Annotated in this window: 12 protein-coding genes and 1 riboswitch; all 12 genes read left to right on the plus strand. The window is 31.3% G+C overall.

Features of this window, described 5'->3' with window-relative positions:
- Positions 1 to 17: 17 nt before the first annotated feature.
- Positions 18 to 1,094 (plus strand): alcohol dehydrogenase catalytic domain-containing protein, encoded by a 1,077-nt coding sequence (locus D7D81_RS08810; protein ID WP_125989212.1) that lies wholly within the window; start codon positions 18 to 20, stop codon positions 1,092 to 1,094.
- A gap of 313 nt (positions 1,095 to 1,407) precedes the next feature.
- Positions 1,408 to 2,190: a Cof-type HAD-IIB family hydrolase gene (locus D7D81_RS08815; RefSeq protein ID WP_125989214.1), complete on the plus strand. Its 783-nt coding sequence runs from the start codon at positions 1,408 to 1,410 to the stop codon at positions 2,188 to 2,190.
- Entirely contained in the window at positions 2,191 to 2,433 is a 243-nt protein-coding gene (locus tag D7D81_RS08820) for a class II aldolase/adducin family protein (RefSeq protein WP_125989216.1), read from the plus strand. It begins immediately after the preceding gene.
- Positions 2,434 to 2,908: 475 nt separating this feature from the next.
- Positions 2,909 to 3,982 (plus strand): sugar ABC transporter substrate-binding protein, encoded by a 1,074-nt coding sequence (locus tag D7D81_RS08825; protein ID WP_125989219.1) that lies wholly within the window; start codon positions 2,909 to 2,911, stop codon positions 3,980 to 3,982.
- 133 nt (positions 3,983 to 4,115) lie between these two features.
- A complete protein-coding gene (locus D7D81_RS08830) occupies positions 4,116 to 5,621 on the plus strand; it encodes a sugar ABC transporter ATP-binding protein (RefSeq protein ID WP_125989221.1) in 1,506 nt (501 codons plus the stop codon).
- Positions 5,622 to 5,684: 63 nt separating this feature from the next.
- Positions 5,685 to 6,677 carry an ABC transporter permease gene (locus tag D7D81_RS08835; RefSeq protein ID WP_125989223.1) on the plus strand — a complete coding sequence of 331 codons (993 nt, stop codon included), beginning with the start codon at positions 5,685 to 5,687 and terminating at the stop codon, positions 6,675 to 6,677.
- Positions 6,678 to 6,717: 40 nt separating this feature from the next.
- The gene (locus D7D81_RS08840; protein WP_125989225.1) at positions 6,718 to 7,491 is read left to right on the plus strand and encodes an SDR family oxidoreductase; all 774 of its coding nucleotides are present in this window, start codon (positions 6,718 to 6,720) and stop codon (positions 7,489 to 7,491) included.
- 369 nt (positions 7,492 to 7,860) lie between these two features.
- Positions 7,861 to 9,015, plus strand: coding sequence for a sugar ABC transporter substrate-binding protein (locus D7D81_RS08845; RefSeq protein WP_205739398.1), 1,155 nt, complete (start codon positions 7,861 to 7,863; stop codon positions 9,013 to 9,015).
- A gap of 49 nt (positions 9,016 to 9,064) precedes the next feature.
- The gene (locus tag D7D81_RS08850; RefSeq protein ID WP_125989227.1) at positions 9,065 to 10,963 is read left to right on the plus strand and encodes a sensor histidine kinase; all 1,899 of its coding nucleotides are present in this window, start codon (positions 9,065 to 9,067) and stop codon (positions 10,961 to 10,963) included.
- A gap of 71 nt (positions 10,964 to 11,034) precedes the next feature.
- Complete coding sequence (locus D7D81_RS08855) at positions 11,035 to 12,939, plus strand: cache domain-containing sensor histidine kinase (protein ID WP_125989229.1); 1,905 nt, start codon at positions 11,035 to 11,037, stop codon at positions 12,937 to 12,939.
- A gap of 2 nt (positions 12,940 to 12,941) precedes the next feature.
- On the plus strand, positions 12,942 to 14,585 hold the full coding sequence (locus tag D7D81_RS08860) for a response regulator (RefSeq protein WP_125989231.1): 1,644 nt from the start codon (positions 12,942 to 12,944) through the stop codon (positions 14,583 to 14,585).
- A gap of 267 nt (positions 14,586 to 14,852) precedes the next feature.
- Positions 14,853 to 15,029, plus strand: a riboswitch (cobalamin riboswitch).
- A gap of 184 nt (positions 15,030 to 15,213) precedes the next feature.
- Complete coding sequence (locus tag D7D81_RS08865) at positions 15,214 to 17,037, plus strand: TonB-dependent receptor plug domain-containing protein (RefSeq protein WP_125989233.1); 1,824 nt, start codon at positions 15,214 to 15,216, stop codon at positions 17,035 to 17,037.
- Positions 17,038 to 17,088 lie beyond the last annotated feature (51 nt).

Raw genomic sequence — 17,088 nt, forward strand, 5'->3', positions numbered from 1 at the left:
TAGAGGGGGTTATATTTATGGAAAAATTACCAAAAAAAATGAAAGCAGTAATTGCCTATGGACCAGAAAACTATCAGGTGGAAGAGGTTGATAGGCCGGTGGCAAGAAGAGGTGAAGTAATAATAAAGGTTGGTGCCTGTGGAATCTGTGGTAGTGATCTTAAGGCCTATCACGGCTCACCGATGTATTGGGGTGGTGACGACCCCTGGATGAAAGCACCTGTTACTCCTGGTCATGAATTCTTTGGTACTGTAGTTGAACTTGGTGAAGGTGCTGCAGAACTACATGGTTTAAAGATAGGCGATAGAGTTACTACAGATCAGATTCTACCCTGTGGTGAATGCCGTTTTTGCAAAAGTGGAAAATATTGGATGTGTGAAGTCCACAATATGTATGGTTTCCAAAAAGATATTGCTGAAGGTGGTTGGGCAGAATATATGAGATTTAGCCCTAAGTCTACCATCTATAAAATACCTGATTCATTATCTTTTGAAGAGTCCAGTGTTCTTGAACCATTAGCCTGTGCTGTACATGCAGTTCAACGGGGTAGCATAGAATATGAAGATTTTGTAGTGTTGGCAGGAGCTGGAACCCTTGGTTTAGGTATGGTTCAGCTTATAAAGTTAAAGACTCCTAAAAAATTAGTTGTTCTTGATATAAATAACAAGAGATTGGAACTAGCTAAAAAGTTTGGGGCTGATCTTTGTATAAACCCTGTTGAAGAAGATGCTATTAAAAAGATTAAAGAGATGACTGATGGTTATGGTTGTGATGTTTATATTGAAGCTACAGGTTCACCTGTTGGTGTAACACAGGGCTTAGAGATGATTAGAAAATTAGGTCGTTTTGTTCAATTTAGTGTTTTTGGCAAGGAAACTACCACTGACTGGAGTGTGATTGGTGATAGGAAAGAACTTGATATTAGAGGTTCTCATTTGGGTCCATACACTTATCCAGTAGTTATTGATTTATTTGAAAGAGGTCTTCTTTCTGCTGAGGGTATTGTCACAACTACCTATCCTGTTGAGGATTTTGCAGAAGCCCTGGCTAAAGCACAGGAAAAAGACTCAATTAAAGTATTATTAAAACCATAGTTTAGCTTTTTAAGTTTTGAACGATGGTGTAGATGCCCTGGTAGCTACTATTAGTGCTGGGGCTTTTACTATGTCAGGAATAATACAAAGCAATTAATACAATTAATTAAAAGTAATCTATGATTATACTGTGAAAAGTTTTTAAATATAAATTTAGGATTACTATTATATTAGCAATCTTAAGTTATAATGCTTGTAATTTGATAGTTTTCGCAGTATAATCATATATGGTTTTGTTGGAATCATAGATATGTCTTTTTTTTATTAAATTGAGGGAAAGACATATAATCATTATTTTAAGGTGGTATTATAAATGTCATATAAAATGGTGGCAATAGACCTGGATGGAACATTATTAAGTAATCATAATATTATTACTAAAAAAAATGAAACGATTATCAAAGAACTTAAGAAGAGAGGAATATTGTTTACTATAGCCAGTGGTAGACCCTATCAATCAGTTGAACCATATGCTAAACAGTTAAAGATCGAGCTGCCATTAATTACAACGAATGGTGCTTTGGTTAAATATCTGACTGGTGATACAATTTATGAAGTACTTGTTGCTAAAGACTATGTTAATAAATTAGTTGATTTTGGATTAAAAAATAAACTTGGTGTTATTCTTTATTATAAAGATAAATTTGAGACATTTAATAAAAGTACGGCCAAAAAACAATGGCAATTAGAGAAAATAGAAGTGGAAGTTATTAAAGAATATGATAAGATCAAAGTCCCACTTAAAATTGTTTATTGTGGTAATGAAGAAAAAATAAATCAAGTATATTCAAAAGTAAAGTTATTATTTAAAAAAGATTTATATATTACCCAATCAGATAAAATATATTTGGAGTTTATGAACAGTTCTGTTTCCAAAGGGATTGCTCTAAAGAAAATTATGGAAAGGTATAATTTTAAGAGAGAAGAAGTTATAGCTATTGGTAATAATCATAATGATCTATCAATGTTTGAAGAGGCTGGTACAGCCGTAGCTATGGGGAATTCTCCTTTTGAAATAAAGAAAATGGCAGATTTGATTACTGATTCAAATAATGATAACGGGGTTTTTAATATATTACATAAATTATTTTTTTAAATGTGGAATAAAAACTATTTCTATACACCTGCAGTTCTAGTAGCCGGTCATGGACCTTTTATCTGGGGAGAAGACCCGGCAGAGGCCGTTCATAATAGTGTTGGTTTAGAAGAAGTGGCTGAAATGGCTTTAAATACAGTAATACTTAATCCATCCAATGATGGTCTGGCCAAATTATTGATGGATAAACACTTTTTCCGTAAATACGGTAAAGATGCCCCTACTATGGATAGAGTTAGGTAATAAAGTTGTTAAAACATATATTATTTATTAAAAGACCAGTATTATACACTGGTCTTTTTATATTTGTAATACTTTAGTGTAATTTTTTTAAAGAATGAAGAAGATTTTATTAATGTTCGGGGGAATTTTCTACGAGGAGATAACAGATTTAGATTGTTTTAAGGTTATGAGCAAAATGGATATGTATTGTGTAGCTATATTTTATTATCAGATATGGTTAAATATAATAAAAATAAAGATAAAATACTAAAATTGTTATATATAAATAACTATATAGCTAAGATATAATGAAAACGTAGTGTACAGGAAGTATTGCATATTATAAAATTCCAATAATCACATATAAACAAAAAAATATTATGTTTTCTAATAATTTGCTCATATTTAAATTGTTAGAAATTCATATTAAAGTGATTTAAATGAAAATATGCAATACACTGAATGAATATCACTAAAATTACAGGAGGGTATAATTATGGTAAAAAGTAAAATATTGGTAAAATTATTAGTATTGGTGTTGATAGCTGCGTTTAGTTTCCCCCTTTTTGTTGGGGCAGCAGAAAAGGAACTCATTGTTTATTCACAAAAAACACTTGATCACTATTTCCATGTTGCTTTACAGGAAAGCGTAAAAAGAGCGGTTGAAGAGAAAGGATATAGATTTGAAGTTTCAGTATGTGATTTCGATTCTGCTAGACAAACAAATCAATTTCTAAACTTTGTTGCCAAAAACCCAGTAGCAATTATTGCTAATCCGGTAGATAGTGAAAGTTTAATTGATGCAGTGGGTATAGCTGAAGCAAATGATATTCCTGTAGGTGTTGTTGATAATCACATAACAGGTGGCAATATAGCTGTAACAGTTACTTTTGATAACTATGGTGCAGGGGTGATGGCTGCTGAAGAAATAGTTAAGAGGCTTGAGGAAAAATATAGTAAAGCAAAAGGTGTTGTGGTAAATGCTTATGGGGCAATGAGTAGTCAGGCATGGCGTTTACGTAAAGAAGGTTTTGAAGAAGTTATGAATAAGTATCCTGACATAGAATATGTAGCAGTTCCTGGGGAGGGGAATATGGCTACAACACAAAATGCCTTGATTAACGCTATGGCAAGATATCCTAAGATTGATGCGGTACATTGTCCATCAGATTCTCCAGGACGTGGGCTTATAGAGGCTTTAAAACAGTCAGGTCAGTGGAAAAAGGTTGGTGAAGAAGGACATGTTATCTTTGTAACAATTGATGGTGAACCAGTTGCAGTGGAGAATGTTAAAGAGGGTTATTTTGATGCCAGCATTGTTCAGGATGCTTTAGCATATGGTCCAGTAGCTTTAGAGGTAATTGAAAAGTATGTTCTTAATGGTAAGGAAGTTCCTACTACTGGAAGATATACAAATGACAAATACTATTGGAATACAGCTTATTTTGAAGAAAGGGAAACCGGTGCATATCTTATTATACCTCCATATGTAATGGATAGTAGTAATATTGATGATCCAAGACATTGGGGAACTATAGCTGTAGAAGAATGGGGACTCACATATAAATAAGCATAGAGATAAATTTTAAAATCTTGAAATAGTGGTTTATATGAAAACTTATATGCAGCATCTATGGGCAAGGAGAACTGATTAAGAGGTATTGATCATTCTCCTTGTCTTAAATAAAAAAGGAGTGTAGGTAATGAGTGAGGTTTTACTAGAGATAAAAAATGTTGCAAAACGCTTTGGTGCCACACAGGCTTTGTGTGATGTCAGTTTAAAAATAAATAAAGGGACTGTCCATTCTTTGCTTGGTAGAAATGGTGCCGGCAAATCTACACTTGTTAATATCATAGCTGGCCTATACCCGCAGGATAATGGTCAAGTATTTCTAGATGGAAAAGAAATTTCAAAATTAACCGTATTTGACAGACAGCAAACAGGAATACGGCTTGTCACACAGCATACAAGTGTTATTCCTTATTTAAGTGTAGGAGAGAATATCTTTATGGGTCTCTGGCCTAAAAATAATAGTGGATTGGTAGACTGGGCTAAGCTGCATAATATTGCTGAAAAAGAGCTTGAAGAATATGGATTGAATGTAGATTCTAGAGAGAAGGTTATGAATCTTAGTCCTGTTGAACAGAGAAAAGTAAATATTGTAAGAGCAATGTTTGGTGGAGCTAAATTGATTATATTAGATGAACCTACAACTGCTTTATCTTCTAAAGAAAGAAGTAATTTATTTGAATTTGTATTACAGCTAAAGGAAAAAGGTACATCTTTTATATTTATAACACATTATTTAAATGAAGCTATTAAGTTATCAGATGATATTACAGTTCTCAGGGATGGAAAGGCGTATAATACAAAAGCTACCGCAAGTGAAGAAAGATTAGCTAATTTAGTAGCAGGAGAAAGTGTTGAGCTTACTAAACGTAATAAAAAAACAACTTTTCCTGATAAAGAAGTTGTCTTAGAATGTAGAAATATTTATGGGGAAAATATGAAAGATGTATCATTTAGATTATATAGAGGTGAGATTTTAGGTGTAGTAGGTTTTCCTGGTTCAGGTGCACGTGAGATCTGTCGGACACTTTATGGTCTTATGCCAGCTGAAAAAGGGGAGTTTGTTATTAATAATAAAAAGGTTAATATTCAGGAACCGAAACAAGCTATCGAGAATGATATAGCATATATTTCATATGATAAACACTCAGAAGGTATAGTTCCATTACTGTCAATCAGGGAGAATATTAGTTTACCGATTATGAAAACAGAACTTAAAGGAAAATGTAATTTGATGAATATAAGAAAAGAAAAAAAGATTGCACGATCATATATTAATTTATTAAAAGTGAAGGCTAATTCTATAGAAGATAAGGTTGATAGTTTGAGTGGAGGAAATCAGCAAAAAGTAGTTGTAGGAAAAGTATTAAGTTCTAAGCCAGATATTCTAATATTGGATGAACCAACTGTAGGAATTGATATAAAGAGTAGAGAGGAAATAATAAGTATTGTTAATAAAATGACACAAAAAGGTCTTAGTGTAATTTATCTTACAAATGATTTTGATGAATTACTAAGGGTAGTAGATAGGTTGATATTCTTTAGAGAAGGTCAGGTAGTTGAAATTATTGAAAATAAAGAATTAGAGCAGGAAGATATTATAAAAATTCGTGATTCAGTTGATAGTGTAGAAATTTAAAATTTTAATTAAAGTAAATTATATCTGGTATTGATCAAAATGAAGAAAGAGGATGGTAAAATTATGAGTTTACTGAAAAAAATTGCTGCAGAAAAACAACAGCAAATAAGGGATAATAGTTTGAATGCAAGCAGTTTAATTTTAAACAATATAGTATGGCTATTGTTAGTACTTTCAATTGTAATTATGGGCCTATTTCAACCAATATTTTTTAGTTCAGTAATTTTGAGTAATATACTTGTACAGGCAACAGTCTTAGGAATTCTAACAGCTGGACTATCCTTTACAATTTTACTTGGTGATATTGATCTTTCTGTAGTTGGGAATATGGCTTTTTCTGCTGCTCTTGGCACCTTAGCTATGAAAGCAGGACTGCCCTGGGGTTTGGCAGTTGTAATGATTATTTTAATAGGCTTAATTTTTGGATTTATTAATGGATGGCTAATTGCAAAACTGAAGGCAGTTGCATTAATTGAGACATTGGCAATGAACATGATACTAACAGGTGGAGTAATAGCAGTTACCAAAGGCAGATCTATTGTTGGTTTATCAGACAGCTATAAGTGGGCAGGACAAGGTAGAATTTTTGGAGTGCCTTTTTTGCCAATTATATTTATAGTTGTCTATATTATCCTTTATATAGTGTGGACCAGAACTGCTTTGGGAAGAAGTCTATATGCAGTTGGCGGGAATGAAAAAAGTGCCTATGTATCAGGTATTAAGGTTGATAATATAAGAATAGCTGCTTTTACAGTATCTGGTATGTTGGCAGGGCTATCAGGCTATTTACTGTCAGGGTATATGGGTGCTGTGACAAGTACATTTGGTACAGAATATACAATGAATAGTATAGCGGCTTCTGTTATTGGTGGTGTAAGTCTTAGTGGTGGTAGAGGTTCAATACCTGGAATTTTAGGAGGTGTATTATTACTTACTGTAATTCAGGTTGGATTACAGGTTTTGGGAATATCTTCATATTATGTGCAAATGGCTGGCGGTTTAATGATTTTTATTGCTGTGTTGATAGACGCAATTAGAGTAAGAATTCAGGGATAATAAAATGCAAATATAAAATAAATAAATGGGGGTTAGTATAATGACAGATATCATGAAACAATTAAGTTTGAAAGGGAAAAATGCTTTAATAACAGGTGGTAATAGAGGTATTGGCCGAAGTATCGGATTGGCAATGGCCCAGGCAGGAGCTAATATAGCAATAATGGATTTGAATTCTGATGATGCTGGTAAGACTATTGACGATATAAAGGCCTTAGGGGTTAAAAGTGTTTTTTATGCTGGAGATGTTACTATGGCAGAAAATTGTAATCAGGTTGTATCAGAACTTATAAAAGATTTTGGTAAAATTGATATTTTAGTAAATAATGCAGGGATATGTAAAAATGTTAAGGCTGAAGAAATGACCTGGAAAGATTGGTATGATGTAATTAATGTTAATTTAAATGGAGTATTCTTGATGTCACAGGCGGCAGGTCGTGAGATGATTAGGAATAAGAGTGGTTCTATTATTAATATATCTTCAATGTCTGCAAACATAGTAAATTATCCACAGCCCCAGTGTTCTTATAATGCATCTAAAGCTGGAGTAAGTCATTTGACTAGGAGTCTAGCCTATGAATGGGTTAAATATAATATTAGGGTAAATGCTATTGCCCCAGGTTATATTGGTACTGATTTAACACGAGCTCAACTGTCTACAGAATGGGGGAAGATCTGGCAAGATGCAACTCCTATGAAAAGGGCGGGTAAGCCGGAAGAATTAGGTGGAATAGCAGTTTATCTAGCATCTGATGCATCATCATTTACGACTGGTTCAATTATGACAGTGGACGGTGGATATACAACTATTTAATATATCACCCTATTCAATTAATAATAACTTAGAAATACATTAATGTGCTAGTAGATATTGTTATATTATTTGCCCTGTATTCATGGATAAATATTTCATGAATCCGGGGCAAATTTATAAAAACTTTCCAAGGGGTGTTTTTAGTTGATATTATATTAATTAAATTTTGCTATAGAAATTTGTTATAACATGTCAAACAGGTTAATTGAAAAGAGTAAGAAAAAAAGATATAATGTTAATTAATTATTTATTAAGTCTTAATGATCACAAAAATTATCTGATGATTGCAAATTGATTTATTAATATATTTTAAATACAAATTTTTATAATGGTTTAGTTTAATAAAATAGTTATCCTGGAGGAAGTTATATGTTTGGTATAATATTTACTGAAAAAAAGACTAAAAAAACAGTAATATTATTAATAATACTTATATTAGTAGTCATTAATTTGGCTTTATATGCTGTTTATACTCAAAAGGGATTACAACAAAATAAAGACAGGTTTATAGATGACTCTAAAGGAAATATGGATGAAAAAGAAAAATTTGTTGTATTTCCACATAAGAGTATTAATTATTATTTTCATATAATTGTCCACGAATCTGTAAAAAGGGCAGTTGAGGCCCGGGGATGGAAATTTCAGTCTGTAGTTGCGGATTTTGATTCTGATAGACAAATCAATCAATTTATCAATTTTATTCCTATGAAACCTGATGCTATTATCAGTAACCCCATTGATAGTGATGCTTTGGTTGATGTTATTAATAAAGCTGCTGATAATGAGATTCCAGTATGTATTGTTGATACACCAACAACAGGCGGAAATGTAACAGTAACAGTTTCCTTTGATAATTTCTTGGCAGGAAAAATGGCAGCTGAAGAAATTATATTGCGACTTAAAGAAAAATATGGTAAGGCAAGGGGAACAGTATTTAATGCCTATGGTTATCTTAATAGTATGGCTTATAGACTTCGTAAAAAAGGATTTGAGTCTGTTATAAAACAATATCCTAATATAAGATATATATCAATGCCGGGAGAGGGAGATTTAGCAAAGACACATGATGTTTTCGTTAAGGCACTGGAGGAGTATAAAGAAATTGATGCTGTACACTGTCCTTCAGATACACCTGCCCGTGGTATTGTTGAAGCACTAAAGCAAATAGATAGGTGGAAAAAAATTAATGAGTCTGAACATATAATTTTCGTTACAATTGATGGTGATCCTGCAGCACTTAAATATATAAGTAAGGGATATTATGATGCTAGTATTGTTCAAGATGCCGTTAGTTATGGCGAAATTGTAGGAGAACTATTAGATAATTATATTTTATCAGCAGAGAGTATAACCCTTAGTTCTTATAAAAATGATAAGTATTATTGGGAAGAAGCAATTATTAAAAATAGTGCTTCAGGTTTACATGTTGTTATTCCTCCCTATGTGATGGATAAAAGTAATTATTCAGATCCACGTCACTGGGCGAACATAGCAGAAAAAGAATGGGGATTTGAATATAGATAGATATATAATAATTATTCTAATAACGGAATTATAAGGGAGAGAAGTTTTTATGGGGAATAGCCATAAGGGGAAATTACTTGATAGGATTATTACTGGTTTCAGCAATAAATTTAATTTACAAAATTTTTTAAGATATTTTAAAATTAGGGATAGATTGATAATTTCATTTTTATTGATATCTTTAGTACCAGTTGCTATTATAGGTATCTATTCTTCAGTACATGCTTTAAGAAATATGGAAGAAAGGACAAGAAAATATTCACTAAATATTACTATGCAAATTTTCAATAATATAACATATTTTTTGGATAATTACATTAATAAATTTGAACAGATTGCTTTGAGTAATATAATTGCAGATGATATAGCAAACTATAATCAAGTTAAATATTCGGAAAAAGTAAAGATTGAAAATAGGATGTGGTTAACTGTCAGCTCAGTTGTTGGGTTTGATGAAGGCATTGACACTGTGGAAATTTGGTCAAAACAAGGAGAAAAGTTTTATTTTTTTTCACCTATATCTTCAGGAGGTATAAGTGAGAGTAGTTTAATTAGGGAAACAATGGAATATGATGAAATTGTATGGAAGGTTTCAAGAAAAGAAATTGCCAGTGACCACAACATATATATTATTCTTACTAAAGCTATGAAGAAATCTAATGGAGAGTCAGCAGGGGCTACTTTAATGTCAATTAATAGAGAGTATCTTGATGCTGTCTGTCAGGAGAGTGTAGAGAGGACTAATTCATATGTTGTTCTAACAGATAAAAATGGTATGATTATTTCTCATCCTGACCAGGATAAAATTATGGAGTCTTATGAAAGTGAGGTTCTGAATAGAATTAATATCCTGGAGAAAAAGAGAAAAGATGGGAGTTCAGTCGAGAAATATTTCAAAATCAAAATAGACAATGATCTATTTTTAGTCTCTTATGATATATTACCCTGGAATCAGTGGCGAGTTATTAATGTAGTTCCTTATAATTATTTAATGAATAGTACAATAAGCCAAGTGAAAATGATACTTGGCGTTGCTTTTTTCATTATATTGTTTTCTATTATTTTTTCATATATTGTAACAAGGAGTATTAATGCTCCGCTTAATAGTATTCTTTTAATGATGCAGAAAGTTGCAAAGGGAGATTTGAATGTGAAAATAACTGCTGAGACTAAGAATGCTAAAGATGAATATGTAATACTGGCTAGGGGTTTTAATAAGATGGTATCACAACTAAAAAAGCTGATTAATGATGTTTATATGTATGAGTTGAAAAAAAAGAAACTTGAATCTTATAAAAAAGAAGCAGAACTAAATGGACTTCAACAGCAGATTAACCCACATTTCTTATACAACACTCTTGAATCTATATATTGGAGTGCACAGTTAGAAGGTGATGATGAAATTGGTGAAATAGTTACTGCTTTGGGGAATTATTTTAGGGCTAATATTAATAAGGGGGTAGAATATATCACTATTGAACAGGAGATCGAGAATGTCAATAATTATATATTTTTACAAAAAATAAGGTTTAATGAAAGGGTAAATGTTAATTGGGATGTTGAAAAGGAAATATTAGAACTAAAAACAATTAAACTAATTTTACAACCAATTATTGAGACAATAATAATAGAGGGCATAGAGTGCCTTGAGGATAGAGGTGTTATTAATATCCAGGTTTGCAAACCGAATGGACAGATTTTATTTGAAGTGACAGGTGATGGTCTGGATATATTTCAAAAAGATTTAGAACAATTTGATAATTATAATGATTTTTTTGATAGTAGTATTTTTATAAATAAGAGTCTAAAGCGTATAGATAATGTTAATCAGAGGATTAAATTATATTTTGATGATAAATATGGTGTAAAGATTATTAAAAAAGCAAATCAGATTTTAGCAGTAGATATTATTTTACCTGTACTTAATGATAAAACACTACTAGAGTAGCTAATGTTTTATATGTTTCAAGTCTTTAAATTCCGTCTATTATGTTTATATTAGGCTAGAAAGGTGTATATATGTTGTATATTATAAAAATCTATATAAAAAAAATAATAGAGTATATTATTATAAATTTAAATATTCAAAGTTTTTTAAGAAAGATGAGTATTAAAAGGAGACTTATTTTTTCATTTTTATTACTTTCTTTTATACCTATTATCTTTATTAGTATGTTTTCATTTAATAATACTTATAAAGATGCAATATATAAAAATGAAGAATTTGTCGCTAATATTTCATATCAAGTATCTAACAATATAAATTACTTATTTGATAAATATGTTAACAAATTTGATAGAGTATCTTATAATAGTATTATTCTTGCTGATGTATTTAGTTATATACAGGATGCTAGCTATAGGAATATGGAAGTTAAAAATAGAATAGAACTGGCGCTGGCTTCTATTGTAGGAAAGAGGGAAGGCATTAATTCTGTTGCAGTTTATTCTAGTCAGGGATATAGATTTAATTACGGTTTGTCGGTGATAGAGGAAGATACTTTTTTTAATGAGCGGGAAGAACGGTATCAGGGTGCTGAAATTCTATGGGATGTTTTAACTGATAATACAGGAGAGGGGAATTACATATTACTTTCTAAGAAAGTAAACCTTAGATATGGAGAAGATGATACAGGTTTTGTTCTTTTGTCTATTAGTCGAGATTATATTGATGATGTATGTAAGAATAATATATCTGGTAAACACCATTCTATAATTATTACTGACCAGGATGGCCTGATTATTTCACATCCTGATAGAAGTAAAATATTAAAGCAGTATGATAAAGAAATAATCAATAGAATAGATTTTTATGAAGAACAAAGAAGAACAGGTGTTGACATTAATAATGTTTTTGAAATTGAAATCAATGATGAAGATTTATTGATATCATATGATTTCTTGAGAAGAAATAACTGGAGGATTATTAATGTTTATTCTAAGTCTTCTTTGATGAAAAGTACAATAGAAAATGGTCATTTTCTTTTTTTAATTGCCTTAATAGCTATATTAATTTCATTTATTTTTCTAATGATTGTTACAAAAAGTATTACTTTACCTATCGTAAATCTTGTTTCAAAGATGGAGAGAGTAGGAAAAGGGGATGTAAATATTGAGATTATTGAGGAAGATATAAATATTAAAGATGAACACGTTATTCTTGCTCAGGGTTTTAACAATATGACTTGTGAATTAAAAACATTAATAAATGATGTTTACTATTCAAAAATAAAAGAAGAAAAATTGGAATTTCTAAAAAAAGAAGCTGAATTGAACTCACTACAGCAGCAAATCAATCCACATTTTCTTTATAATACATTAGAAGCAATATTTTGGACAGCACAATTAAATGGTCATGATGAAATTGGAGAGATGGTTACAGCATTGGGGAATTTTTTTAGGACAAGTATCAATAAAGGACCAGAGTATATTACTATTGCAGATGAAATGGAAAATGTAAAAAACTATATTTATATACAGAAAGTTAGGCTGAGTAACTTTTTTTCAGTAGAATGGGATATTCAAAAAGAAGTAAAAAATTTTAAAACAATTAAACTTATTCTGCAACCGGTGATTGAGAATGCTATCAACCACGGCCTCAAAAATATGAAAAAAAATGGGATGATTTTGATAAAATGTTATAAAGATCAGGATAGAATCTTTTTTCAAATTAAAGATAATGGTATGGGAATAAAAGCTGATAAGGTTCAAAGGATACAAACATATATCGATAGTCCTGATAAAAATGCAAACAAAAGTGTAGGTCTTAAGAATGTAAATCAAAGAATAAAACTATATTTTGGTGACAATTATGGACTTAAGATATTTAGTAAAGAAGGTCAAGGTACTAAAATATATATAATCTTACCTGCCTTTAAAAATGAACAAGATATTCATTTTCAAAAAGATAATGAGGAGATGTAAAGATGTATAAAATAATGATTGTTGAAGATGAAGAGCTTATCAGAAAAGGAATTGTTAAAAGTGTTAACTGGCATGAACTTGGTTTTGAGGTTGTTGCAGAAGCAGCAAATGGAAAAGAAGCATTAAAGAAAATGGATTTGGATAGACCGGATGTAGTTGTAACAGATATTAGAATGCCTGTGATGGATGGTTTAGATCTGGCAAAAATAATAAAAAATAGATATCCAGAGATACAAATAATAATCTTAAGTGGTTTTGCTGATTTTGAATATGCCAAAACAGCAATACACTTTAGTGTATTTGAATATCTCCTTAAACCTACTAACAAAAATAAATTCATTGAGACCTTTAAAAAATTAAAATTAGAACTTGATAAAAAGCAGCAGGAAAAAAAGACAGCACATGTTATTGATATTAAGTTGAATGAGGGATTAGTTAAACTTAGAGAAGAATTTATTAAAGAGCTTTTAAACGGTGAAGTAACTTCTATTTATACTGTTGAAGAAAGAATGAGTTATTTGGAGTTGAATTTAACAGGTGATAATTGTGTAGTAGCAGCTATTTATATAGATGGAGATGACCAAAACATTCTCAAAAAATGGGAAAATGATAAAAAATTACTTTCTTATGTTTATTCAAATATTTCTATTGAATTGCTAAAAGAAGTTGGAGATAGCATAGTAATTGTCAAAAATATAAAAGAAATCATTATAGTTGTATCATTTAAAAATCAGGATAAACAGATTAAATTATTAAAAAAGGCTCTTTCCAATATAATAAAAAATTTTGAAGAGTTGATTTTTAGTAATACTAATATTAAAATATTAGCCAGTATGGGGATGGTATATCCCAATATTATGCACCTCCATAAGTCATATCTACAATCTAAGAAGGCACTGGAAAAAAGATTTTTTAATAGTAATAAAAAATTGTTTGTTTTTGAAGAGGGAAGTGAATCTGAGCTTGAGAAGCAATGGATAAAAGACTATCCTAAGGAAGTTAATCATATTATTTCGGAGACAATTTTGGGACATGTTGCAAAATCTCGTGAATTAATTAATTGTATTTTTGATCGTTTTTTAAAACGTGAAGTAAGTTCAAGTTTAATAAAAAATTATTGCTATGTATTATGTTTTTTATTAGCAGCTAGTCTAGCAGATTTTAGACCAGCAGTGAACACAATAAAGATTGACAAAAAGGACTTTGAGAATGATATAAAAAAAACGGTTTCTATGGAAAGTTTAAAACAATATATTTTGGATTTATTTTTAAAGACTGCCCAGCAGATATCAGCTTATAAAGAGTCAGAAGAATATTCCCATCAGAAGAAAATAATTAATAAAGTAAAAAAATATATTAGCCAGAATTATTCTAAAAAATTAACTTTACAGGAGATTAGTGACCATGTTTATCTTTCCCCGACATATTTAAGCTTTTTATTTAAAAATGTAACTGGAGAAAAATATATAGATTATTTAAAGAAAATACGGATAAAAAAAGCTAAGGAATTATTAAAAGGGAGATTGGATTTAAAAATATATGAAGCTGCTAATATGGTAGGTTATAATGATTACAAATATTTTACACTACAATTTAAAAAAATGGTAGGAATAAGCCCTACAGAGTATAGAGATAGAAATAATTAAAAAAAGCGATAATATAATAAATTTCCTATTACTTGTGTTACAGGTGGTGGAGAAGCAGCATATGGAGATGCTTAGTTATCTGCGGTAGGTGTTGGAGCTGTAGATAGTTATGAAGTAATAAATGATTGGTTATCTTTTGAAAATCCAATTGAACCTTTAGCCTATTTATCTAGCAAACCAGCAGTACAACTGCGAAAAGATTTATTATAATTCTTGTATATTATTATTGAATTTTTAATAGTAATATGAAATAATATAAATGAGAATAGAATATAGACTTGATCAGGTGTCCAGTAAATACTGGATGAAAAGGGAAAGCGGTTAGATTCCGCTGCAGCCCCCGCTACTGTATTTGGGATTTTCGACTAATTTGCCACTGGCAACGGGAAGGCGGTCGAAAAGATGACCATGAGCCAGGAGACCTGCCTGTTAAAGGAGTAATTTCCTCCGGAGGGGAGGTAGATTTATTTCTTTATATAGAGTTTTAGTATAATTCTATATGTATTGAATATGAGTAATTAACCCCCTTTTTCGGTCTGGAAAGGGGGTTAATTTGTGATATCAGTATAAGTATTAATAAAATATGTAATTGTGTATAAGCCGTTTGAAATGAAAGGAGATTTTTGATATGAATAAACGGATAAATTTAGCACTTATTTTTTTAGTAATTTTTTTACTTATCACAGGTCAGCCCCTGATGGCAGATGAAGGACAGGATGAATTATTTGTTTTAGATGATATCGTGGTAACTGCTTCAAAATATTCTGAAAAGCTGTCAGATACGACTGTAAGTATGGATATTCTCACTCAGGAAGATATTCAAGAAAAAAATGCTCAGAATGTAGCCGAGTTATTAAGGGGTCTTACAGGAATATATATATCTGACCATGGAGGACCCGCAGGATTAAAAACAATTAGAATCAGGGGTTCAGAAACTAATCAAGTCTTAGTATTATTAGATGGCCAAGCAATAAATAGCAGTCAGAATGGAGAGATAGATTTAAGCCAACTACCAGTTGAGCAAATTGAAAGGATTGAGGTTTTAAAAGGTCCTGCCTCTGCTTTATATGGGGCTAATGCCCTGGGAGGGGTAGTTAATATTATTACTAAGGGAGGTAGTAGAAAGCCCATCACTGAATTTAAGGTAAGATATGGGTCATTTGAAACCCAGCAGACGGCTTTCAGCCACCGTGGTAATACAGGTAGAGTTGGCTATAATATAACAGCAGTTGAAAAAGATTCAGATGGTGATAGGGAGAACAGCAGCTTAGAGCAGATGATGTTTTTTTCAAGGTTTGATATTGAGATGGATCAATATAATGATATTATTATCTCATTTCAATATAATGATAGTGACAAGGGTGTTCCTGGTCCCCAAACATCTCCGAGTCCAAATGCTGAACAGGATGATCAGGATACCAACATAAATCTTAAATGGAGACAGAATAAGGAAGCCTATGATACAAATCTATTAATTTATCATAATAAACATGAACAGGTCTATGATAATCCAGATGAATGGGGTTATACAGAGGCAAGTAAACATAATACAGCTAGAACTGGAATAGAATTCAACAGAACTGATTACTTTAAATTACATAATCTAACATATGGTATAGAATTTAAAAGGAACAAAATAGATAGTAATGAAAATGGTCAGCATGATAATCTAAATCAGGCCTTATTTATCCAGGACAAGTGGCAGATAATAGAACCACTGGAGATTAGTATTGGTACCCGTTTTGATGACCATGAAGTATTTGGGTCTGAATTTAGCCCAAGACTTGGGGCTGTATATTCAATTAATGATGATCTCAATGTATTTGCTTCAGCTGCTAAAGCTTATCGCACTCCTACATTTAATGATCTCTACTGGCCGGCAGATGCCTATACAGAGGGCAATCCTGACCTTGAACCAGAAACTGCTCTAGCCTATGAAACAGGAATCAGGTATTTTAAACAAGATATGAAACTTGAGTTGAATTATTTTACTAGAGATGTTGAGGATCTGATTAACTGGGCTGCAGGAACTGATTATATTTTCAGACCTTACAATGTTGATGAAGCTCGTACTAAAGGTACTGAATTAATATTTAGCAAACGATATAATATGGGAGTGACTGTTGGTTTTAATTATACTTATCTAGATTCCCGGGATAAGGAGACAGATGATAGATTAGCCCCCATTCATAATGCTAACCTGGATTTAAGCTATAAAAAGGGGGATATAAGTAGCAGTCTGATCTGCCATAGTGTAAAGAACAGACCTGATGAACTGGATGATTATACAGTAGTTGATGTAAAGTTAGCCAAGGTTTTTTTCTTTGATGAAGGGGAAAGTGAGCTGTATTTTAAGGTAAATAATTTATTAAATAATAAGGATTATGAAGTCCGTGAGGGGTATCCTATGCCAGAACGCAATTATACTCTGGGACTTAGTACAAAATTTTAGGCTGTGCTTGAAAAAGGGTAAAAGTTCAAGACCTGAATCAGGGGTGATAAT

This window comes from Halocella sp. SP3-1, assembly GCF_003953885.1.
Taxonomy (GTDB): Bacteria; Bacillota; Halanaerobiia; order Halanaerobiales; family DTU029; genus Iocasia; species Iocasia fonsfrigidae.

What these genes read in the sequence shown, in the direction of transcription:
- D7D81_RS08810 (WP_125989212.1), top strand. Translation starts at nt 18, where the DNA reads ATGGAAAAATTACCAAAAAAAATGAAAGCAGTAATTGCCTATGGACCA.
- D7D81_RS08815 (WP_125989214.1), top strand. Translation starts at nt 1,408, where the DNA reads ATGTCATATAAAATGGTGGCAATAGACCTGGATGGAACATTATTAAGT.
- D7D81_RS08820 (WP_125989216.1), top strand. Translation starts at nt 2,191, where the DNA reads ATGTGGAATAAAAACTATTTCTATACACCTGCAGTTCTAGTAGCCGGT.
- D7D81_RS08825 (WP_125989219.1), top strand. Translation starts at nt 2,909, where the DNA reads ATGGTAAAAAGTAAAATATTGGTAAAATTATTAGTATTGGTGTTGATA.
- D7D81_RS08830 (WP_125989221.1), top strand. Translation starts at nt 4,116, where the DNA reads ATGAGTGAGGTTTTACTAGAGATAAAAAATGTTGCAAAACGCTTTGGT.
- D7D81_RS08835 (WP_125989223.1), top strand. Translation starts at nt 5,685, where the DNA reads ATGAGTTTACTGAAAAAAATTGCTGCAGAAAAACAACAGCAAATAAGG.
- D7D81_RS08840 (WP_125989225.1), top strand. Translation starts at nt 6,718, where the DNA reads ATGACAGATATCATGAAACAATTAAGTTTGAAAGGGAAAAATGCTTTA.
- D7D81_RS08845 (WP_205739398.1), top strand. Translation starts at nt 7,861, where the DNA reads ATGTTTGGTATAATATTTACTGAAAAAAAGACTAAAAAAACAGTAATA.
- D7D81_RS08850 (WP_125989227.1), top strand. Translation starts at nt 9,065, where the DNA reads ATGGGGAATAGCCATAAGGGGAAATTACTTGATAGGATTATTACTGGT.
- D7D81_RS08855 (WP_125989229.1), top strand. Translation starts at nt 11,035, where the DNA reads ATGTTGTATATTATAAAAATCTATATAAAAAAAATAATAGAGTATATT.
- D7D81_RS08860 (WP_125989231.1), top strand. Translation starts at nt 12,942, where the DNA reads ATGTATAAAATAATGATTGTTGAAGATGAAGAGCTTATCAGAAAAGGA.
- D7D81_RS08865 (WP_125989233.1), top strand. Translation starts at nt 15,214, where the DNA reads ATGAATAAACGGATAAATTTAGCACTTATTTTTTTAGTAATTTTTTTA.